The organism is Nonomuraea sp. NPDC003754 (assembly GCF_053605785.1).
Map to the genome: position 1 here is coordinate 17062 of NZ_JBSGJX010000006.1, position 16026 is coordinate 33087.

Annotated in this window: 12 protein-coding genes; 7 read left to right on the forward strand and 5 right to left on the reverse strand. The window is 69.9% G+C overall.

All coding sequences use genetic code 11. From position 1 onward, the window contains the following. Nucleotides 1-102 precede the first annotated feature (102 nt). The 3 genes from ACWEVS_RS09535 (at nucleotide 103) to ACWEVS_RS09545 (ending at nucleotide 3001) form a co-directional block, all read left to right on the forward strand. On the forward strand, nucleotides 103-330 hold the full coding sequence (locus ACWEVS_RS09535; RefSeq protein ID WP_452550806.1) for a hypothetical protein: 228 nt from the start codon (nucleotides 103-105) through the stop codon (nucleotides 328-330). A gap of 350 nt (nucleotides 331-680) precedes the next feature. Further along, complete coding sequence (locus ACWEVS_RS09540) at nucleotides 681-2306, forward strand: serine/threonine-protein kinase (protein WP_452550807.1); 1626 nt, start codon at nucleotides 681-683, stop codon at nucleotides 2304-2306. A 119-nt stretch (nucleotides 2307-2425) separates the two neighbouring features. After that, the gene (locus tag ACWEVS_RS09545; RefSeq protein ID WP_452413840.1) at nucleotides 2426-3001 is read left to right on the forward strand and encodes a hypothetical protein; all 576 of its coding nucleotides are present in this window, start codon (nucleotides 2426-2428) and stop codon (nucleotides 2999-3001) included. Nucleotides 3002-3172: 171 nt separating this feature from the next. On the opposite strand, the gene ACWEVS_RS09550 is transcribed toward ACWEVS_RS09545, so the two are convergent. Next, a complete protein-coding gene (locus tag ACWEVS_RS09550) occupies nucleotides 3173-5269 on the reverse strand; it encodes a serine/threonine-protein kinase (RefSeq protein WP_452550809.1) in 2097 nt (698 codons plus the stop codon). 128 nt (nucleotides 5270-5397) lie between these two features. Between ACWEVS_RS09550 and ACWEVS_RS09555 the strand changes: the two genes are divergently transcribed. Next, nucleotides 5398-5556 (forward strand): hypothetical protein, encoded by a 159-nt coding sequence (locus ACWEVS_RS09555; protein ID WP_452550810.1) that lies wholly within the window; start codon nucleotides 5398-5400, stop codon nucleotides 5554-5556. A gap of 200 nt (nucleotides 5557-5756) precedes the next feature. Here the strand turns inward: ACWEVS_RS09555 and ACWEVS_RS09560 are convergent, their stop codons facing one another. Then, nucleotides 5757-8294 (reverse strand): M14 family zinc carboxypeptidase, encoded by a 2538-nt coding sequence (locus ACWEVS_RS09560; RefSeq protein ID WP_452550812.1) that lies wholly within the window; start codon nucleotides 8292-8294, stop codon nucleotides 5757-5759. A gap of 125 nt (nucleotides 8295-8419) precedes the next feature. On the opposite strand from ACWEVS_RS09560, the gene polX reads away from it, so the two are divergent. From polX to ACWEVS_RS09575, 3 genes are all read left to right on the forward strand, one after another. Then, nucleotides 8420-10102, forward strand: a complete 1683-nt coding sequence (gene polX / locus ACWEVS_RS09565) for a DNA polymerase/3'-5' exonuclease PolX (protein ID WP_452550813.1) — start codon at nucleotides 8420-8422, stop codon at nucleotides 10100-10102. A 110-nt stretch (nucleotides 10103-10212) separates the two neighbouring features. Then, the gene (locus tag ACWEVS_RS09570; protein WP_452550814.1) at nucleotides 10213-11268 is read left to right on the forward strand and encodes a sulfite oxidase; all 1056 of its coding nucleotides are present in this window, start codon (nucleotides 10213-10215) and stop codon (nucleotides 11266-11268) included. A 151-nt stretch (nucleotides 11269-11419) separates the two neighbouring features. Then, entirely contained in the window at nucleotides 11420-12868 is a 1449-nt protein-coding gene (locus ACWEVS_RS09575) for a WS/DGAT/MGAT family O-acyltransferase (protein ID WP_452550816.1), read from the forward strand. A gap of 189 nt (nucleotides 12869-13057) precedes the next feature. Here the strand turns inward: ACWEVS_RS09575 and ACWEVS_RS09580 are convergent, their stop codons facing one another. The 3 genes from ACWEVS_RS09580 to ACWEVS_RS09590 form a co-directional block, all read right to left on the reverse strand. Beyond that, on the reverse strand, nucleotides 13058-13780 hold the full coding sequence (locus tag ACWEVS_RS09580) for an alpha/beta fold hydrolase (RefSeq protein ID WP_452550818.1): 723 nt from the start codon (nucleotides 13778-13780) through the stop codon (nucleotides 13058-13060). A gap of 210 nt (nucleotides 13781-13990) precedes the next feature. Next, the gene (locus ACWEVS_RS09585; protein ID WP_452550819.1) at nucleotides 13991-14947 is read right to left on the reverse strand and encodes an alpha/beta hydrolase; all 957 of its coding nucleotides are present in this window, start codon (nucleotides 14945-14947) and stop codon (nucleotides 13991-13993) included. Nucleotides 14948-15036: 89 nt separating this feature from the next. Further along, nucleotides 15037-16011 (reverse strand): alpha/beta hydrolase, encoded by a 975-nt coding sequence (locus ACWEVS_RS09590; protein WP_452413854.1) that lies wholly within the window; start codon nucleotides 16009-16011, stop codon nucleotides 15037-15039. Between the last annotated feature and the right edge of the window lie 15 nt (nucleotides 16012-16026).

Genomic DNA, 16026 nt, shown 5'->3' on the forward strand with positions numbered 1-16026 from the left:
CTCACCTGTGTATGCCCCCGAGTCGTTGCCGGGTTAGATGTGCATTTCTCCTGACTAGTTCTGATCCTTTTTCCGCGCACCATTCCCCATAAGGTGGCAAACATGGAATACGCACGTCTTGGCACCAGTGGTCTCAAGGTCTCCAGGATCCGCCTCGGCGTGATGAGCTACGGCGATCCCGCGGCGTGGGAGTGGGTGCTCGCCGAGGAGCAGGCCGAACCGATCGTCCGGCGGGCGGCGGAGGCCGGCGTCACCCCTGGTCGAGGAAGCCCCGTTGAGCTGCCGATCCGCTCCAGGGCACACCACCTCACCCACCGGCCGAAGATCTGACGATCATCACGCAAGCGCCGATCCGGCGTGGACTTTCATTGCACGATCAGGGGCGCGCGTCGGCCGCCCGGCCGGGCTGCGGCTCTTCGGCTGGTCCCGGCCGGCGCCGCCCGCGCGCTCCCAATCACCGAGACAGACCACCAGACGATCGGAAACCACCGCCACCAGGACGACGTGATCCAGCTCGCCGGGGCAGAGCGGAGAGAAGGGAACGCATGAGGCTCCGTCCCTCTGCACCCTCGGCCCTCCTTGGTGGCGCGTCGGAGAAGGCTGCGACAGACGGTGGCCATCTCTCCGTCGGTCACCCATCAGTGATATGCCGGACCGGTCGCCCAAGGTGAAGCCGTTGAATGAAGGCACCTTTCACCACTTTTCGCAACAAAACGCCCTTTAAGAGGGCAAAGGTGATCTGTGTCGATCGGCGACCGAAACCCGCCGACAAATCGACGTCGAGCAAGGATTGTCAGCAGAACCGTTTTCAAACACCTGACTTCGCCCTTACGCTACGCTCTCGGACAGGAGTCAATATCGAGTCTCATGGCGGGGCCGCGGATTTGGTGAGCGAGACTTCACCGGGCACGCTCATCGCTGGCCGGTACGAACTGATCAAGCGCTTGGGCAGTGGGGGCATGGGTGAGGTATGGGAGGCCCGGGACCTGAGCCTGAACGTCGACGTGGCGGTCAAGTCCGTCCGACTGGACACCCCGAGCACCACCCGCCCGGCCGTCCTCGCATACGCCCGCAAAGAGGCACAGCACGCCGCCTCGCTACGCGAGCATCCGAACATCGTGGCAGTTCACGATGTCGTCGAGCATGCCGGGCTGCCGTGGACGGTGATGCGCCTCGTCCGTGGACGGTCGGTTGCCGAGTTACTGGAGGCCGAGCCCGACGGTCTTCCCATCGCGCTGATCAACCGGATCGCTCAGGGCGTCCTTGCCGCGCTCGGGGCAGCACACGGCATCGGCATCATCCACCGGGACATCAAACCGCCGAACATCATGGTCACCGACGGCGGCGACGTTCTGGTCACGGATTTCGGGATCGCCAAGCACTACGCCGACACCCAGATCACCAAGACCGGAGCCGTCATCGGCACGGTCGCTTACATCGCCCCCGAGCGATTGGATGGCGTAGAAGGTCCGCCCGGAGATCTATGGTCGCTTGGGGTGACCTTGTACCACGCGGCCACCGGCGTCTCCCCGTTCGAGCGGGGCGCAATGTTGCCCACGATGCACGCCATCGCCCACGAGCAACCGGACGATCCGGTCCGTGCCGGGCACCTGGCACCGGTGATCATCGCGCTGCTGGACAAGGATCCGAAAACCCGGCCCGGCGTCGACTCGGTACTACGGATGCTGGACGGCACACCGCCGCCCACGCGGACGGCAACACTGCCGCCGCTGACAGAGACCGGTCCAAGGCGTACCTGGGTGCGGCCCATACTGTCACTGCTCGGCGTCGGGATGGCCGGGCTGCTGTCTTTCGCTGTCGCTTCCCAGTTCCGCGGGAAGGCCGCCGAGACACCCTACACAGGGGCGGAATCGGCGGACATCACGACGAGCAGAAGCGGCGGTGACAGTTCGTCGTCCGCTGCCGAACCGACCATCAGCCGCAGCCCCGGACCGGACGCGAGCTTGTGCACCGCTGCGGTCCAGACGGCTGGCAACGCCCTGCGACTGTCTGCCATCGCACTGGGCGACTCCAATCGCGGTCGGGCTGACAAGGCGAACGCTACCAGTGCGGCTCTGCGTGATGGTGTCAGGCAGATCTCGTATCTCGCCGGCCGCGCCACGATACCGGCGGTCAAGGCGAAGATCCACAACATGGCCGGAGACCTGACCGCTCAGGCCGACGCGTTCGACGCTCAACTCTCCGACATCGAGGCCGGACGTACCCCCGACACCAACGCCACCAGGCTCGCCATGAGACAGCTGAGCGAGGACGCGAAGGATCTGGGTTCACTCTGCTGGGGGTGAGGAGCACCCGGCCTGGGAATCCGATCAGACCATCAATCCGATGAAACGGAACCTGGCTTCAGCAGCCGTTTCATTCATTGTCCCGCTTTTCTCAACCATACGAATATATAGGGGTGGACATGGCACGGCAGAACAAGTTCGTCCTGATCGCTTACGGCGTGGCGGTCGCGGCGGCGATCGGGGTAGGAGCGTGGGCGGCTCTCGGCAGTGGCGACGGGACGTCGACAGTGAACAGCAGTGGCGTCGGGAAGTCGGCGGCGAACATACCGGCCTACTGCACGGACGGCGCCGAGGGGGGTTGGAACCCAGCTTCCGGCATGTGCAACATCAGGAACGTCGCCGGCTGCCAGCACGTCACAGAGTTCCAGCACATCGATACCCAACTGGCCTCGGAGAACCCCTTCAGGTCTTCCGGCTACAGCGGCAGCACCGCAGTGGTGCCGCTGCTCACGAAGATGAAGGACCTGACCGAGGAGGACCTGAAGCAGCCGAACATCCCCGATCCGATCAAGGTTGCCCTGCAGAACCAGGCCAAGGAACTCCAGAAAGAAATAGACCTCTACAACCAGCGGGGCAACTGGGTTGAGGTGAATACGAAGCGCGGCCTCAGCGAGACGAGCAGTTCGGCGCTCGCCTGCTTGAACTTCGTGGCCGACGAGGCGAAATTCGCGACGCCCGCAGCTGGACAAGGGTAAGAAATCATAATGTCCACACTCCGATGAAGTGCGCCGGGATCCGGCCGAAATCGTCCGGGTCCCAGCGGGAAACGCGCGTCGCTCCGATCGGCCGATGAACGGGAACGCGTCCTTTCGGCCGCTCCGTCGCCAGATAAGACGCGGACGCGAAATTCTTCGGCCGGCACGGAATCACGCGGTGATGGCGTACAGCTTGTTGTCGTTGCTGCCGACGTAGACCACTCCGTCGGCGACCGCGGGAGACGAGTGCACCGAGCCGCCGGTGGCGAAGGACCAGCGCTCGCGTCCGGTGGTGGCGTCGACGGCGTACAGCTTGTGATCGTAGCTGCCGACGTAGACCACCCCATCGGCGACCACGGGAGACGAGTGCACCGAGTCGCCAGTGGTGAAGGACCAGCGCTCGCGTCCGGTGGTGGCGTCGACGGCGTACAGCTTGTGATCCTGGCTGCCGACGTAGACCACCCCGCCGGCGACCACAGGAGACGAGAGCACCAAATAGCCGGTGGCGAAGGACCAGCGTTTGCCTCCGGTGGTGGCGTCGACGGCGTACAGCTTGTCGTCCCAGCTACCGACGTAGACCACCCCATCGGCGACCACGGGAGACGAGCGCACCGAGTCGCCAGTGGTGAAGAACCAGCGTTTGCCTCCGGTGGTGGCGTCGACGGCGTACAGCTTGTTGGCTTCGTTGCCGACGTAGACCACCCCGTCGGCGACCGCGGGAGACGAGGACACCATGTCGCTGGTGGTGAAGGACCAGCGCTCGCGTCCGGTGGTGGCGTCGACGGCGTACAGCTTGTGATCGTAGCTGCCGACGTAGACCATCCCGCCGGCGACCGCGGGAGACGAGTGCACCGAGCCGCCGGTGGCGAAGGACCAGCGCTCGCGTCCGGTGGTGGCGTCGACGGCGTACAGCTTGTTGGCTTCGTCGCCGATGTAGACCACCCCGTCGGCGATCGTGGGAGACGAGCGCACCCTGCCGCCTGTACTGAAGGCCCACTGCTGCGCCCCGAGGGAGGGGCGCTGATCATGGAGTCGCGAGCCGATGACGCCGGCCGCTGCGGCGCCAATGCCCGCAAGCCCGAGCAGGGCCGTCCGGCGTGATATCCCTGTGCGGCCATCCGCCGGGCCGTCTGCGGCTGCTTCTCGGCGGGGGCTGCCTTCTTTGGAGGGGCGTGACAGACCACGGCTGCCGAGTCCCTCGGTTGGGCGATTGGCGGCTTGATGTGCCTGCGCGTTACTGTCAGGGAGCTGCGCCGCCCGCTGTACGATCGGCTTGGCCTGTGCTTCAGAAGCCCCAGGCGTGTCCGTGAGCGGCAGTGTTCGGTGCGGGCCGAAGGGCGTAAGTGGCGGGGGCGTAGCGGGCGGCGGTGTGGCGACGTGGGTCTGTACGACCCGTGCCACATTGTCGGGCAGCCAGGCGGACTCGGTGAAGAACTCGACGATGGTGGATGCGCCGGTGATGTTCTCGGCCAGCTCATCCAGAAGGGCTGGCGCGCTTGGCCGCTGTTCAGGCTGCTTGGCGAGGCACCTCGCCACCACCGACCGCAGCGTGGGCGTAAGCGCCGCAAGGTCGGGTTCCCGGTACACGGTACGGTAGAGCAGCATCTGCCACGAGCCGGTCCCGAAGGGTCCCTTTCCCATGGCGGTGAACGCCAGCACCGCCCCAAGGCAGAACACATCGCTGGCCGGTCCCACCGGGGCGCCGGTCAACTGCTCCGGAGACATGAACCCGAGAGTTCCCACGGCCACGCCCGTCTGAGTCAGCCTGCTGTCCTCGGCCGCTACCGAGATCCCGAAGTCAATGACCCGGGGCCCGTCGGCGGCCAGCAACACGTTCGACGGCTTCAAGTCCCGGTGAACGACGCCGGCGGCGTGGATCGACTCCAGCGCTTCGGCCAGCCCCGCTCCCAACGCCAACACCGACGCCTCCGGCCATGGCCCATGGTCGGCTACCGCCTCATCCAGTGACATCCCCGGCACGAATGCCGTGGCCAGCCAGGGCGGTGAATCATGAGGGTCGGCAGCGACCACGCCCGCGGTGAAGAAGCCGTTCACCGTACGGGCCACAGCCACTTCACGGGCGAACCGGCGCCGGAATTCGCGATCCTCGGCCAGATCGGGCCGGACCACCTTCACCGCCACCGCCCGGCCGCTTTTTGAGCGCCCCAGGTAGACTCGGCCCATTCCGCCCGCGCCCAGCCGGGCCACGATCCGGTACGGGCCCACCTGCCGCGGATCTTCCGCCTGCAGCCCCTCGGACACCCCCATGCATCACTCCTCGGCCTCGTCCGCATTCCAGGTGTACTCGAGCAGCACATTATTCCTACGCCCGGATCACCACAGTGGAAGGCGATAACAAGTCAAAGGCGATGTGAAGCACCAAAACCAGGGCTCGTGTGATCGAAGACAGCAGGCGATGCGCAGGGTGGCGCACGGCTGTCGACATCGGCGCCACCAAGGACAGGCACGTCGACGACGCGGTGGCGGTGGAGCTGACGGACAAGGAGCCGGCCTTCCTGGCCGAGCCCTACCGGCCGCGCGAGGTGCGCTTCTGACCGGCCCACGCGGCGGGGATCCTCCAGCGGGCCTCACCGCGTGGATCGGCTTGCCCTGACCCTGCCGCCTCACTCACGTCAGCTCCGGGACGCCGTCATGCCGGGTGCCCCCGGACAGGCGGGAGCCGGGCCGTCAGGGGGGTACGGCCCGGCTCTCGCGGTGTGCGGCGTGGGCGAGGGGGGACGCCCACGCAGCCCGTCTACGGGGTCAGGACCTTCGCCGACGCGGAGGTCCAGAACAGCGCCCTGGCCACCTGCGGGAACAGGCCCTTGGGGTGGTTGCGGAACATCGGCTCGGTACCGAAGAGCACCACGGCCGCGCCCCGCTCGTCCCTGCCGCTGACCACCGCCGCCTGGCCGCGCGCGGCCTCGGGGCCGCCGCTGCCGTCGGGGTTGGCCCGCCAGTGGCCCGACACCAGCGGCCCTTCGGCGGCGTAGGACTGCTCGACCTTCACCTCGGGGCCGAGCGCGGTGAACCAGCGTGGCGAGTAGACGAAGGAGTGCGCGGGCGAGCCCGCGCCGACGGCGCCAGGACCGGTGGAGCCCGCGGCGTTCATCCTGACCACGCCGTTGGCGTCGCCGCGGCCCGCCACGGCGGTCACGGTCAGCAGCCCGGCCGCGGCGTTGAAGTTCGCGCCCGTGCCGCCCCGGGTGACGACGCCGCCCTTGGCGAGGAATGCCTCGAGCGCCGCCCTGGCCTGGGGGTTGAGCGCCGGGAACGACAGGCCGCTGGAGACGTACAGCACGTCGGTGCCGCTCCAGTCGAAGCCCGCGTTCAGCACGGTGGTCGAGACGGGGGTGACGGCGAAGCCCATCTCGCGCAGCGTGAACAGCTCGTCGGCGGAGGCGGCCGCGGTGATCCGCACGCTGGACAGCGGGGTGCCCGTGGTCTGCGCGGCCCTGGTGAACGGCACGCCGTACCGGTCGGCGGCGGTGGTGGCGGCCTGGCGCGCCGAGGCCGGCACGATCGCGCTGCCGTCGGCCGCGAGGGTGACGGCCACGCCCTGGCCGAGCAGGTCGTTGAGCGCGCGCACCGCCTTGGCGTCGTCCAGTTTCAGCGCGAGCGGCCCGCCGCCGCGCGGCACGTCGCCGGTGGGAGAGGCGACCTTGACCGGCACGGACGCCACGTGGAAGCGCCGGTCGGCGACCGGGTCGGCGGTCGCGCCCCACAGCAGGCCGTGGCTCCAGCCGGAGATGTCGTACATCGCGTCGACCCGCCCGCTGATGTCGGCGCCCGCCTCCAGCATGACGTTGGCCAGGCCGCGCTTGGGCTGGCGCAGGTCCACGACGTACGTGCCGGCCGGGTAGGTCCTGCCGCCCGCGCGGAAGGACAGCAGCGCCCTGTCGACCCGCACGTCGTTGGCGATGAGGTGGTCGACCAGGCGCGCGGCCGACGGGCCCGAGGCGGGGATGGCGTAGGCGCGCGGGTAGGTGGTGTTGTAGACGTCCTCGGGGCCGAAGCCCGGCACGATGCCGAGCGGCACCTGCCTGGACGGCTCGCCCGCCGCGCCCCGCCTGAACACCTCGATCTGGTCGGCGACCAGCTTCTCCCTGTTGTTCTGGACGAAGGTGTAGGTGGCCCTGATCGCGGCGGCGGCGATGTCGACGTTGATGCGGCTGCGGCGCTGCAGCTCGGCCACGGGCTGGTTGGTGTACTCGCTGCCGTTGACCCGCATGGGGAACTCGATGGTGTGCGAGGCGACCGCGCCGTGGAAGGGGGCGTACTGCGGTGTGAAGATCGGCGGCCAGTCGTCCCAGCCCTCGGCGGAGTCGCGGAAGGGGATCTGCGGCGGGAACGTGCCGTCCTTCTCGGGGGTGTAGCCGAGCGCGAGGATGGCCTGCTCGATGCCCAGCGCGTTGGCGTAGGCGTTCTTGATGAACAGGTCGTACTCGTAGTTGGCGCCGTGCGGCGGGGTGGTCGGCTCGACCAGGGTGCCGTTGACGTAGCCGTGCAGGTCGATCATGACGACCGGCTGGTTGTCGATCATGATCTGGCGCATCGCCCGCGTCTCCGGCTGGGAGGCGGTGACGAAGTCGCGGTTGAGGTCGAAGCCGTCGGCGTTGGGCCGCTGGCCGAGCACGCGGCCGTCGGGGTTGGCGGTGATGTTGAAGTACAGGCGGGTGCGCTCGAGCAGGTCCTTGATCCGGGGCTCGGTGCTGGTGGCCAGCTCCTCGATGACGCGCAGGTTGGCGTCGGTCCCCTCCCACTCGTTGCCGTGGATGTTGCCGTTGACGAAGACCGGCGCCTTGTACCGCCTGGCGTCGACCTGCCTGCCCTCGGCGATCTGCCGGCGCAGCCGCTCCTGCCTGCGCGTCTCGGCGGCGCTCTCGGGGGCGGTGACCGTGACCAGGTACATCTCGCGCCCGCCCGCCGAACGGCCCACGACCTCGGCGCTGACCCTGTCGCCGACGGCCTGGAGCCGGTTGAGCCTCGCGGCGATGGCGTGGTGCGGGACGAGCCCGAGCTTGATGGAGGCGTCGGCGGGGTTCTCCGGCGGGATCGGCAGCGTGTTCGTGCGGGGGTAGCCGCGGCTGCGGTCGGCGCGCCAGGTCAGCTCGGGCGCGCCGTCACGCAGGGTCTTGGCGGACTCGGCTGCGGACCGCCCCACTCCGGCGGCTTCTTCGTTGCGGTCGGCCCCGTTGCCGAAGTCCCTGACGGGTGGCGTGGGGTCGGCGGCAGCCGTACCGGAGGGAAGCAGCAGAACGGACAGCAGAGGGATCAGAACACGTAAGCGCACGAAGTTCCTCCAGATGGTTCAGATCCGTTCGTACTGAACGCACCTGACCTGACACAAGGGGCGACATTCAATTCAGGCCGATCCGTGATCTGGAAGTGTCAGAGCGCTCCCCTACGCTGGGGCGCATGGCACGGGCTAACGACGAGGCGGCAGCCGCCCTTCAGGAGTATTCGGAGCTCTTCGCGCTCACCGGTGGCGACGCTTTCCGCGTGCGCAGCTACCAGAAGGCGGCCAAGGCGATCGCCGGGTTCCCCGACGACATCGCGCAGGTCGACGTGCGCAAGGTGCCGGGCGTGGGCGAGGCGATCGCGCTGAAGATGGAGGAGTTCCTGCAGCGCGGCAGCTTCCGCCAGCTCGACGCGCTGCGCGAGCGGGTGCCCGCGGGGGTGCGGAGCCTGACCAGGGTGCCGACGCTCGGCCCCAAGACCGCGATCATGCTGTTCGAGGAGTTCGGCATCGACTCCCCGGCGGCGCTGGCCGAGGCGATCGGCGCGGGGCGGCTCGACGGAGTCAAGGGGCTGGGGCCCAAGACGCTCGCCAACCTGGTCAAGGGCATCGAGCAGCTGGAGCAGGCGGGGCGGCGGGTCCACATCGGGGTGGCGATGTCGCTGGCCGAGAGCATCATCGCGAGCCTGAGCGCCGAGCGGATCGCCTACGCGGGGTCGCTGCGGCGGATGAAGGACACGATCGGCGACATCGACATCCTGGCCGTGGCGCCCGAGTCGATCATGGAGGATTTCCGGGCGCAGCCGTACGTGGCCGAGGTGATCGCCGCCGGCGACAAGAAGACCTCGGTGCGCACGACCAGCGGCATCCAGATCGACCTGCGCAGGGTGCCGGCCGAGTCGTGGGGGGCCGCGCAGATCTACTTCACCGGCTCCAAGGAGCACAACGTCGCCATCCGCGAGATGGCGGTGAAGAAGGGCTGGAAGCTGTCGGAGTACGGCCTGTTCGAGGGCGAGCGGGTGATCGCGGCGCAGACCGAGGAGGAGATCTATGCCGCGCTCGGCATGCAGTGGGTGCCGCCGACGATGCGCGAGGACGGCGGCGAGGTGCGGGCGGCGCTGCGCGGCGAACTGCCCGCGCTGGTCACCCTGGAGGATCTGCGGGGCGACCTTCACACCCACACCGACCTCACCGACGGCATCGCCTCGCTGGAGGAGATGGTGGCGGCGGCCCACGCGCTCGGCTACGCCTACTACGCGGTCACCGACCACGCCCCCGACCTGGCGATGCAGCGCATGACGCTCGACAAGGCGATCGAGCAGCGCGGCGCCCTGCGGAAGCTGCAGGACGCCTACCCCGGCATGCGGCTGCTGCACGGCACCGAGCTCAACATCGCGCCCGACGGCTCGGTCGACTGGCCGGGCGAGGTGCTGAGCCAGTTCGACGTGTGCGTGGCCTCGGTCCACTCCCACTTCACCCAGAGCCGCGAGGAGATGACCAGGCGCTTCATCGCCGCCTGCGAGAACCCCCACGTCGACATCATCGGCCACCCCACCACCCGCAAGATCGGCAAGCGGCAGCCCGTCGACGCCGACTGGGAGGCGGTCTTCCGCGCGGCGGCCCGCACCGGCACGGCCATGGAGATCGACTCCTTCCCCGACCGCTCCGACCTGCCCGCCGACCTGGTACGGCTGGCCAAGCACCACGGGGTGAAGTTCTCCATCGACAGCGACTCCCACGCCATCCCGCACCTGGGCAACCAGCGCTTCGGCGTGGGCATCGCGCAGCGGGCGTGGCTGACGCCCGACGACGTGATCAATACGTGGCCGATCGACAGGCTGCTGGCGTTCCTCGGCCGCTGAGCCGCGCGTGGCGGATGGGGGGCGACGTCATCCTGGTGGCGATCCGCTGACCCTGACGAGGTGCGCGCACGGAGGATTGGATGGTTAATAGGTAGGGAATTAGTGGAACCATGAGGCTAGCCACCGACACCATCGTCAAACCCCTGCCGGCTCACCTGTTCACCCTCCACGATGGCAGTGCCGAGACGCGCTGGGAAGCGATGGCGGGCCAGGGTTACCACACCCCCACCGACCGCTTCTTCGTCCGCAACCACACCTCCACGCCGCGCGTGGACGCCGCCTCCTGGCGGCTGCGCCTGCACGGCGGCGGCCTGCGCCGCCACCTGCTGATCGGCTACGACCAGCTGCGCGCCATGCCGTCCCGCACCAGGGACATCGCGCTGGAGTGCGCGGGCAACGGCCGCCGCTTCTACGGCACCCAGCAGCGCCGGGCCGCCCCCGGCATGCAGTGGGGCCTGGGCGCGGTCGGCGTCGCCCGGTGGAAGGGCGTGCCGCTCGGGCACCTGCTGGAGCTGGCGGGCCTGCGCGCCGGCGCGGTCGACGTGCTGGCGACGGGTCTCGACCAGCCGTTCGTGCACGAGGGCGTGAACCTCGGCCACGTGCGCCGCCCGCTGCCCGTGGAAAAGGCGCTCGACGACGTCCTCGTGGCCTACGAGATGAACGGCGCGCCCCTCCCTCCCGACCACGGTTTCCCCGCCCGTCTCATCGTTCCCGGCTGGGCCGGAATCGCCTCCGTCAAATGGCTCGGCGACCTGGAGGTGTCGACCAAGGAGTTGTTCACGCCGTGGAACACTCTTTTTTACCCAGGGGTCACGACCATGACCGTGAAAAGCGCGTTCGAGCTGCCGTGGCCGGCCATACTCAAGGCCGGCGTGCGCCACGTCCTGTACGGCAGGTCGTGGTCGGGCACCGGCCGGGTCACGCATGTCGAGGTGAGCGCCGACAACGGTCTGACCTGGCATGCCGCCGAGCGGCGCGGCCTGCAGGACGACGCCTGGCTGCCCTGGCGGATCGCCTGGACGCCGCGAGAGGAGGGCCCGAACGCCCTGCTCGCCAGAGCCCGCGACGACAGCGGCGCCTGCCAGCCCCTCCAGCGGTCCTGGCACCCCTTCGGCTACCACTTCGACGCGGTCGTCCGGCACCCTATTCTGGTGACCAGAGGATAGGTAAATGTCACTTCCATTACCTGAGCTGGGAGGTCATAAAGCTCCGGACAATCGCTGGTCTGCGTCATGGAATTCATCTGGAAGACTTTTGCGGAAACGTTCCTGAAATCCTGAAGAGGCACGATGGACGCATCGTGCAGAGGGAGGCCCGATGACGCAGCTGACCGCGCTCGACGCGCAGTTCCTGAGTGCCGAGTCCGCGACGACCGCCGCGCACGTGGCGGGGGTGGCGATCCTCGACCCCAGCTGCGCTCCGTCGGGTGCGATCACTCGTGCGGGCCTGGCGGAGCTGCTGCTGGAGCGGCTGCACCTGTCGCCGGCGCTGAGCCTGCGGGTGACCGGCGTGCCGTTCGGGCTGGACCTGCCCTACTGGGCGCCCGACCCCGGTTTCTCCATCGACAACCACCTGTTCGAGGTGGAGCTGCCCGCGCCGGGCGGCGACGCGGAGCTGGCCGAGACCGTCGCCGCGCTCCACATGCGCCATCTCGACCGCGAGCATCCGCTGTGGGAGATGCACCTGATCACCGGGCTGGCCGATGGCAGGGTCGCCGTCTACACCAAGGTCCACCACGCCGCCATCGACGGCGTGTCCGGCGCCGAGACGCTGGCCGCGCTGCTCGACCTCTCCCCCGAGCCGCGCACGGTCGAGCCGCCCTCGTGCCCGCCGCCTCCGGCGCCACGGCTGCTCGACATGCTGGCGGGCGCCGCCGTACGGACCGCCGCCCATCCGGTCAAGGCGGTGCGCTCGCTGACCAGAGCCGCGGGCGACCTCGACGCGATCCCCGTCGTCGCGACGTTGCCGGGTTCCCGGCTGATCGCCAGGGCCGCCAGGTTCGTCACGGGCGACGACCGGCCGCGCCCCGAACTGCCGTCGCTGTCGGCGCCGCGCACCCCGCTGAACGGCCCCATCAGCGGCGAGCGCCGCTTCGCCTTCGGCTCGGTGCCGTTGAAGGAGGTCAAGCAGGTCGCCAAGAGCTTCGGCCTGAGCGTCAACGACGTGGTGATGGCGATCTGCGCCTCGGCGCTGCGGGCGTGGCTGGACGAGCATGGCGCGCTGCCCGGCCAGCCGTTGATCGCCGCGGTGCCGGTGGCCGTGCGGACGGCGGGGCGCGACTGCGCGCGCAACCAGATCTCCGCCATGATCACGCCGCTGCCGACCCACGTCGCCGACCCGCGCGAGCGGCTGCTCGAGACGGGCGAGACCATGCGCACGGCCAAGCGCAGGTTCGCGATGTCGCCGGCGAGCTGGCTGAGCGAGCTGTGCGCGATGCTGCCCGCGCCGATCTCGGCCCTGACGCCGACGGTGTTCAAGCTCGCCTCGGTGGCGCGCCCGGCGATCAACCTGATCATCAGCAACGTGCCGGGGCCGCAGTTCCCGCTGTACCTGTGCGGGGGGCGGGTGCTGTCGTACTACCCGGTGTCGGTGCTGACCGATGTCAGCGGCGGGGTCAACATCACCTGCTTCTCCTACGACGGGGCGCTCGACTTCGGCGTCGTCGCCTGCCCGAACCGGGTGGACGACGCGTGGCGGCTGATGCACCACCTGCGGACGGCGATGGACGAGCTCACCGCGCTCACCCGCGACCTCGCCCCGGTGTGACCGTCACCTCGGCGGCACGACCCGCCTCCCCGTACGGCGGCGCGTGAAGGTCACGGTCGAACCAGCGCGCGGCGGGGCGCCGCGCGAGGCCGGGTTCGCGTCAGGCCGGCCGGGGCCGGCGGGATTCGCGTCAGACAGGGCCGGGCCGGCCAGGCTCCCGTCGGGCAGGCGGGGCCGGCCTGAGTCGTGTCAGGCCGAGGTGCCGCGGACGGCGTCGAGGATGATGGCGGCCACCTCTCGCGGCCGGGAGACCGCGACGGCGTGCGACGCGCCCTCGACCTCGACGATCGTCGCACCCGCGCGCTTGGCGCCGTACCGCTCGACCTCGGGGTTGATCGCCTGGTCGGCGGAGGCGACCAGCGCCCAGGAGGGCTTGGTCTTCCACGCCGCCGCCGAGGCGGTCTCGGCGAAGGCGCCGGCGGCCAGCGGGCGCTGGGTCACCGCGAGCACCTTCGTCGCCTCGGCCGGGACGTCGGCGGCGAAGATCTCGGGGAAGGCCTCCGGGGTGATGGTGACCTCGACCGCCGGGTCGCCACCCGCGACCGGATAGGTGGCCTGCCGCAGGTTGGCGACCAGCGGCGAGGCCGGGAAGCGGCCCTGCAGCTCGCCGAGGCTCTCGCCTTCTTCGAGGACGTACGCGGCGATGTAGACGAGGCCGACGACGTTCTCGGTCACGCCGGCGACGGTGATGAGCGCGCCGCCGTACGAGTGGCCGACCAGGATGACCGGCCCCTCGATCTGGGCGGCCACGGAGGCGATGTACGCGGCGTCGGCGGCCAGCCCGCGCAGCGGGTTGGGCGCGGCGACGACGGGGATGCCCTGCGCCTGCAGCTCGGCGATCACGCCCGACCAGCTGGAGGAGTCGGCGAACGCGCCGTGCACGAGGACGACGGTGGGGGTGGTGCTTGCCATGAAGGTTTCCTTTCTGTGCTGTACGGCAGGCGGAGCCGCGCGCCGGCCGAGGCCGGTGCGGCACGGGGGGCGCAGGCCGTCAGGAACGCGCCGGCGTGCGGGGTCGCACGCCGTTCAGGGGTGCACGGCCCGCGCGGACGCGAGCCGTACGAAGCGGACAGGTCAAGGGCGCACGGCCCGCGCGGACGCGAGCCGTACGAAGCGGAGAGGTCAGGGGCGCAGGGCGTCGCGGAGGAACTCGCCCGCCTGGCGGGTCGCCGACGTCGCCGCGTGCGTGTCGCGCATCCCGTTGACCATCACGAAGTCGTGGATGATCCCCTGGTAGCGCACCGCCGTCACCGGCACGCCCGCCGCGCGGAGCTTGGCGGCGTACGCCTCGCCCTCGTCGCGCAGCACGTCGGCCTCGGCCACGATCACCAGCGCGGGCGGCAGCCCTGCCAGGTCCTCCAGGGAGGCCCGCAGCGGCGAGGCGGTGATCTCGGCGCGCTCCTCGGGCGAGGTCGTGTACTGGTCCCAGAACCACTTCATGCCGTCGCGGCTGAGGAAGTATCCCGACTGGAACTGCTCGTAGGAGCCGGTGTCGAAGTTCGCGTCGGTGACCGGGTAGAACAGCAGCTGCGCGGCCAACCTGGGGCCGTTGCGCCGCTTGGCCATGAGAGTGGTGGCCGCGGTCATGTTGCCACCGACCGAGTCGCCCGCGACCGCGATCCGGGTGGGGTCGAGGTCGTGCTCGGCGCCGTGCTCGGCGATCCACACCAGCGTGGCGTAGATCTCCTCGATCGCGGTGGGGTACTTCGCCTCGGGCGAGAGGCTGTAGTTGACGAACACCGTCGCGGCCCCCGCGCGGGTGGTGAGCTCCCGCACGAGCCGGTTGTGGGTGTGGGCGTTGCCGAACACCCAGCCCGCGCCGTGGATGTAGAGGACCACGGGGAGGACGCCTTGGGCGCCGGCCGGGCGGAAGACGCGGATCGAGACCTCGCCCGAGGGCCCGCCGGGGATGGTCAGGTCCTCGATGTCGGCGTCCGGCACGGGGACGTCGCCGTCCTGGACGGAGTCCACGGCCTTACGTCCCTCGACCGGGCCGAGGTCGTAGAGGAACGGCGGGTTCTTGGTCGCCTCGACGAACGCCTGCGCGGCGTCCTCGAGGACGGGCTTGATGTCGTGCATGAAGCTCAGCCTGGCGATCCTTCATGCGGGACGCATCAGTATGTTGACTGTCCTTTTCGGATGAGGCCGCCGATCGGCTCCACCAGGGCTCAGCGCCCCGTCCCCAGGGCCTCCCGCAGGAAGGTGCCGCCCTGCCGGACCGCTGTACGCGCCGACGGGCTGTCCCGCACGGCGTTCAGCGACACGAAGTCGTGCACCGTTCCCTGGTAGCGCACCGCCGTCACCCGTACGCCGGCCGCCAGGAGCCGCCGCGCGTACAGCTCGCCCTCGTCCCGCACCACGTCGGCCTCGGCGGTGACGATCAACGCCGGCGGCAGGCCCGCGAGCGCCTCGATGCTCGCCCGCAGTGGCGAGGCGGTGGGCTCGGCGGCGTCCCGGGGATCGTCCAGGTACTGTTCCCAGTACCACTCCAGCGCCTCCCGCGTCAGCAGGTAACCGGAGGCGAACACCCGCCGCGAGGAGGTGTCCGCGCGCGGGTCGACGAGCGGGTAGTACAGCACCTGCGCCCGCAGCCGGGGCCCGCCGCGTCGCTTGGCCAGCATCGTCAGCGCCGTCGCCATGGTGGCGCCCGCGCAGTCACCGGCGACCGCCAGCCTCCGCCCGTCCAGCCCCAGGCCGCCGGCGTGCTCGGCCACCCAGGTCAGCAGGGCGTAGGACTCCTCGACGGCCACCGGATATCGCGCCTCCGGGGTGCGGCTGTACTCGGGCACGACGAACGCCGCTTCGCTGCGCTCGGCCAGCTCGCAGATCAGCCGCGCGTGCGTCTGGGCGTCACCGAGCATCCACCGGCCGCCGTGGACGTAGAGGACCGCCGGCAGGTGCCCGGCCGGCCGTACCGGCCGGAACACCCAGAAGCCGACGAGCCCGGACGGCCCGACCGGCGCGACGCGGAACTCGACCTCCACCCCGAAGTCGTCGCGCGGGTGTCCCTGGCTCTCCAGCAGCGCCTGCCGGCCGTCCACCGGCCCCAGCTGGTGCAGGTACGGCGGCGCGGACGACGCGTCCACGAGCCGCTGCACCAGCGGATCGAGGACGACGCGACGATCCTCGGAAGCGGATCCCACGGGCTCACCTCTCGT

Coding starts and splice junctions, on each gene's coding strand:
- ACWEVS_RS09535 (WP_452550806.1), top strand. CDS start 103: ATGGAATACGCACGTCTTGGCACCAGTGGTCTCAAGGTCTCCAGGATC.
- ACWEVS_RS09540 (WP_452550807.1), top strand. CDS start 681: ATGAAGGCACCTTTCACCACTTTTCGCAACAAAACGCCCTTTAAGAGG.
- ACWEVS_RS09545 (WP_452413840.1), top strand. CDS start 2,426: ATGGCACGGCAGAACAAGTTCGTCCTGATCGCTTACGGCGTGGCGGTC.
- ACWEVS_RS09550 (WP_452550809.1), bottom strand. CDS start 5,269: ATGGGGGTGTCCGAGGGGCTGCAGGCGGAAGATCCGCGGCAGGTGGGC.
- polX (WP_452550813.1), top strand. CDS start 8,420: ATGGCACGGGCTAACGACGAGGCGGCAGCCGCCCTTCAGGAGTATTCG.
- ACWEVS_RS09570 (WP_452550814.1), top strand. CDS start 10,213: ATGAGGCTAGCCACCGACACCATCGTCAAACCCCTGCCGGCTCACCTG.
- ACWEVS_RS09575 (WP_452550816.1), top strand. CDS start 11,420: ATGACGCAGCTGACCGCGCTCGACGCGCAGTTCCTGAGTGCCGAGTCC.
- ACWEVS_RS09580 (WP_452550818.1), bottom strand. CDS start 13,780: ATGGCAAGCACCACCCCCACCGTCGTCCTCGTGCACGGCGCGTTCGCC.
- ACWEVS_RS09585 (WP_452550819.1), bottom strand. CDS start 14,947: ATGCACGACATCAAGCCCGTCCTCGAGGACGCCGCGCAGGCGTTCGTC.